This window comes from Thiocapsa imhoffii, assembly GCF_016583985.1.
Lineage (GTDB): Bacteria > Pseudomonadota > Gammaproteobacteria > Chromatiales > Chromatiaceae > Thiocapsa > Thiocapsa imhoffii.
The window spans coordinates 142,647-147,165 of sequence record NZ_NRSD01000008.1; the positions used below are offsets into that span (position 1 = coordinate 142,647).

General features: G+C 61.8%; 4 protein-coding genes and 2 tRNA genes. 5 read left to right on the forward strand and 1 reads right to left on the reverse strand.

The annotated features are described in order from the left end of the window. Positions 1 to 264: 264 nt before the first annotated feature. Positions 265 to 340 (reverse strand) — tRNA-Thr (locus tag CKO25_RS09890). 439 nt (positions 341 to 779) lie between these two features. On the opposite strand from CKO25_RS09890, the gene CKO25_RS09895 reads away from it, so the two are divergent. The 5 genes from CKO25_RS09895 (at position 780) to CKO25_RS09915 (ending at position 3,900) form a co-directional block, all read left to right on the forward strand. After that, entirely contained in the window at positions 780 to 1,004 is a 225-nt protein-coding gene (locus tag CKO25_RS09895; protein WP_200387767.1) for a hypothetical protein, read from the forward strand. A 66-nt stretch (positions 1,005 to 1,070) separates the two neighbouring features. Further along, positions 1,071 to 1,283: a hypothetical protein gene (locus CKO25_RS09900; RefSeq protein WP_200387768.1), complete on the forward strand. Its 213-nt coding sequence runs from the start codon at positions 1,071 to 1,073 to the stop codon at positions 1,281 to 1,283. A gap of 13 nt (positions 1,284 to 1,296) precedes the next feature. After that, entirely contained in the window at positions 1,297 to 3,180 is a 1,884-nt protein-coding gene (uvrC, locus tag CKO25_RS09905; RefSeq protein ID WP_200387769.1) for an excinuclease ABC subunit UvrC, read from the forward strand. A 3-nt stretch (positions 3,181 to 3,183) separates the two neighbouring features. Further along, a complete protein-coding gene (pgsA, locus tag CKO25_RS09910; RefSeq protein WP_200387770.1) occupies positions 3,184 to 3,753 on the forward strand; it encodes a CDP-diacylglycerol--glycerol-3-phosphate 3-phosphatidyltransferase in 570 nt (189 codons plus the stop codon). A gap of 71 nt (positions 3,754 to 3,824) precedes the next feature. After that, a tRNA-Gly gene (locus tag CKO25_RS09915) sits at positions 3,825 to 3,900 on the forward strand. The last annotated feature ends 619 nt before the right edge of the window (positions 3,901 to 4,519 follow it).

Here is a 4,519-nt window from a genome sequence, read left to right on the forward strand (position 1 = left end):
GACGCATCACCGCGGCATCTGGGAGCGCGGGTTGGAGGCGTGTCGATTCGGTCGCCATCGCGCGAGGATCCGGACATCGCCGCTGTCGCCAGTCTGGTGCGAGCAGGGTCGTCTCGGATTGCGCAGGCAACCGCGCCGCCCCGCCGCGCCTGAACCTATGACCACCCGTGCGGACGAAGGGTTCGCCGTCTGCGGTCCAGATCACGACGAAAAGCCGGCACAGGCCGGCTGTTGGGTCGTGGTCGAGACTGGCACAACTTGATCTGGAGCCGATGCGCGGATTCGAACCGCGGACCTACGCATTACGAATGCGTTGCTCTACCGACTGAGCTACATCGGCTGGGAAACGACGGATTATAGGTTGAGAATGCGGCCTTCTCAACCTCAATATCACGCGGCGGTGGGGCTTCTCGGCGGCGTGCGCTGATGGATCCCCGCGTCTGCGCGGAGCGATTCTCAGGTCCCGCGGTCAGTGTGGCGGGTGTTCGATCTTGTCGGGCTTGCCGCGTGCGGCTATGCTCGCGCAGGTGCAAACGAGATGACGGCGTTGCGGCGCTCCGCGACCTGACGGCACCATGCGGTCCAAGGCCGCGGAGCCCAACGAGTCCAGCCCGTCTTAAGGCGTCATCGTGACCGGGCGTGCAGCCCGTTCGATATGATGTGTGCGACGGCGCGCACGTCTGTTCCGATCGACTCAGCCGTCCTGGCCGTGTCGATCAACCCCAATAGCCGCTCGCTTGAGCGAACGGTTGGACCATCCATGAGGAGGAGGCATCACCATGGCCGAGATCACCACCGCCGTGTACTCATCAGCGACAGCACTGACCAACGCCATCGACGACCTGGTTTCGACCGGCATTCCCCAGGAGGAGATCCGCTCACGCGAACACGAGGGCAAGCATGAGGTTCAAGTGCTCAGTCCGAATGTCACGCGGAGCGAGATCAAAGAGATTCTGCAACGGCACGACCCCCTCGAACTGCGCGAGACCGAACGTCCGGATTGAGGCGCCGCGCACAGGCCGAGGTGTGTGCTGCCGGATCAGGGCAGCGGATGCGTTGAGTTTAAACAGTTGAGTGTCCGAACTCGGCTGTGTCGGCACATTCAACGGCAGGTGACTTCAGGCTGGATTGGGATCCGTGGTGGCGATGTGCGCATCGATGCCCGGATCCCCGCCGCGCTCGGCATTTCAGCCACCGACTCCATCGCACCCGCATGGTCTCGCATGAGTCACGGCGTCGCGGTCGAACCCTGGGCGATTGGCCCGCTCGAAGCCCTTGCGTGATCGCATCTTAAAGATGATCGACCCGAACCCGACTCCGCACGCGGATCTTGCAGCGACTGGGCGAGACGACTGCGATCGTGGTCCCCCCTCACGCGACCGCATTGCCGCCCTGCCGACGTCCCCGGGTGTCTATCGGATGCTCGATGCCGCGGGAACGGTGCTCTATGTTGGGAAGGCGAACAACCTGAGACGGCGGGTCGCGAGTTACTTCAGTCGCGCTCTGACCCGTCGCATCCAGGTCATGGTGAGTCAGATCGCCGAGATCGAGGTGACGGTGACTCGCACCGAGGGCGAAGCCTTGCTGCTGGAGAGCAATCTCATCAAGGCGCTGAAACCACGCTTCAATGTGGTCCTGCGCGATGACAAGAGCTATCCCTTCATCCATCTCAGCATGGATCATGCCTTTCCCCGGCTTGCCTTCTATCGTGGTTCGCGCAAGACCTCGGGGCGACTGTTTGGCCCCTACCCAAGTGCCGCGGCGGTGCGCGAGACCCTCCAGTTGCTCCAGAAGCTGTTTCCGGTGCGGCAATGCGAGGATCGTTTCTTCGAACACCGCTCCCGTCCTTGTCTCGAATACCAGATTAAGCGCTGCAGCGGGCCCTGTGTTGGCCTGATCAATGCCGAAACCTATGCCGAGGATGTCACGCACACCATCCAGTTTCTCGAAGGGCGCGCCGATGCCGTGATCACGGACCTAGGCGAGAAGATGGAGCAGGCCGCCGCCATGCTCGCGTTCGAACGGGCCGCCGCCTTGCGTGACCAGATCGCGACGCTGCGACGCATTCAGCAACGACAATCCGTCAACGGCGAGGGCGGGGATCTCGATATCATCGCCAGCGCCCAGCGTGGTGGCATCAGTTGCGTGCAGGTCTTCTTCATCCGGGCCGGACGCAATCTCGGCAACAAGGCCTTCTTTCCCAAGGCGCCGGACGAGACCGATGAGGGAACCCTGCTGGCCGGATTCATCGCTCAGTTCTATGCCGATAAAGAGGTACCACCGGAACTGATCGTCAGTTGCGAACCCGAGGAGCACCTGCTCTTGGAGACGGCGTTGTCCGAGCGTGCCGAGCGGCGTGTTCGGATCAAATGGCGGGTACGCGCCGAGCGTGCCCGATGGTTGGAGATGGCACGGGGCAATGCCGAGATTGCCTTGCAATCCCGCCTCGGCAGTCAGGCCGGCTATGCGCGTCGCATGGAGGCCTTGCGCCAAGCGCTTGAACTGGAGCAAGCCCCGCAACGCATCGAGTGCTTTGACATCAGCCACACTCAGGGCGAACTCACGGTGGCCTCCTGCGTCGTGTTCGATGGGTCGGGTCCGCGCAAGTCGGATTATCGTCGTTTCAACATCGAGGGCATCACCCCTGGTGACGACTATGCCGCCTTGCATCAGGCGCTCACCCGGCGCTATACCCGGATCAAGCAGGGCGAGTACCCGCTCCCGGACATCCTCTTCATCGACGGGGGGCGGGGTCAGCTCACAGCGGTCGCGCGCGCGCTTCAGGAGGTTGGGATCAGGGATGTGCGGATCGTCGGCATCGCCAAGGGACCTGACCGCCGCCCAGGAACCGAGTGCCTTTGGTTGTTGGCAGTGGAAACGCCCCTTATACTGCCAAGTGACTCACCGGCAATGCATCTGATCGAGCAGATCCGCGACGAGGCACATCGCTTCGCGATCACAGGCCATCGTCAGCGGCGCGCGACGGCACGCAAGACCTCGCTGCTCGAAGGGATCGCCGGGATTGGCCCCCGTCGCCGTCAACGCCTGCTGAAACAATTTGGTGGTCTGCGCGGTCTGGCGCGGGCTGAGGTCGATGAGATTGCTCGTGTCGAAGGGATCGGGCGCCAACTGGCGCATCAGATCTTCGATGCCCTTCATGAAGCGGCCGCGGGATCCTAGCCTATGTGGAATACGCCCAACCTCCTGACAATGCTGCGGATTCTGCTGATTCCGGTGTTTGTCGTGGTGTTTTATCTGGACTCTCCCTGGGCATCCTATGTGGCCGCCGCGGTCTTCGGCTTGGCGGCCCTAACCGACTGGCTCGACGGGTATCTCGCCCGGCTGTGGGAGCAAACCTCACCGCTCGGCGCCTTTCTCGATCCGGTCGCTGACAAACTCATGGTCGCTGTGGCGCTCGTCCTGCTGCTGCAGGTCGACCCCAGAACCCTGCTCGCATTGCCCGCGATCGTCATCATCGGACGGGAAATCACCGTCTCCGCGCTGCGCGAGTGGATGGCCGAGATCGGCGCGCGCGCCAAGGTGGCGGTGTCGAAGACGGGGAAGATCAAGACCACCGCACAGATGGTCTCGATCATCCTGCTGATTTTGCGCGACACCCTGTTCGGTCCTTGGGTCTATGACTTGGGGCTGTTCCTGCTCTATGTCGCCGCCGTCCTGACCCTCTGGTCGATGATTTTGTATCTGCGTGCCGCCTGGCCGAGCCTGTCGGGACAAGCGGAGCGTGGTGGCTGATCCGACGGCGGATGGGTGCTCGCGGAGGGCTTGACAACCTCCAGAAACGTTTTAAAATGCAGTGCTCGAAAGCGGGAATAGCTCAGTTGGTAGAGCACAACCTTGCCAAGGTTGGGGTCGCGAGTTCGAGTCTCGTTTCCCGCTCCAGACTAGTCAAGACCTTAGAAGCCGGCCTAGCGCCGGCTTTTTGTCGTGTGCACCAAATGGTGCCCAAATCATGAGCCCGAAGATAGGGACCCCCGCGGTCTTGACCCCTATCGTGCAGTGACGCACTGTCCCGGCAGGGCCCTAGCGCGCCGCCTGAACCAATCGGGCGGCCTTCACCGCGACATCGATCTGCGCTACTATGAAGTGTGGTCGTACGGATAATGCGACCCCCTCGGCGAGTCCAGGCAGGGCGGTATGAGTCTTCGGACATCAGCTGCATCCAGCAGTCTGCTAGGCTCGATCCTCTCAGCAGGCCATCTTCGCGACCTGGAAGCCTGTTTGTGCGCCTTAATGAGGACGTTTTTTAAGCCAAAGATCCCAATCCTTCGACCACTGAGTCAACGAGCGCGCCGAAGGTCACCTCTCCTTCAGCGATGGCGGCGGTAGGACATCGGTAGCGCGATTGATAGGACGAAAAAGTTCGTCGGTTTAGGCAACTAAAGCGCGATCTGTTTCGGCTAATAATAACTGGGCAGCCCGGTATCAGGATGGTACGAGAGTCTGCTAGGGAGTCGTACGAGGTATCTCAGACGTGTTAAAGCAAGGTTGGGCGAGGCGA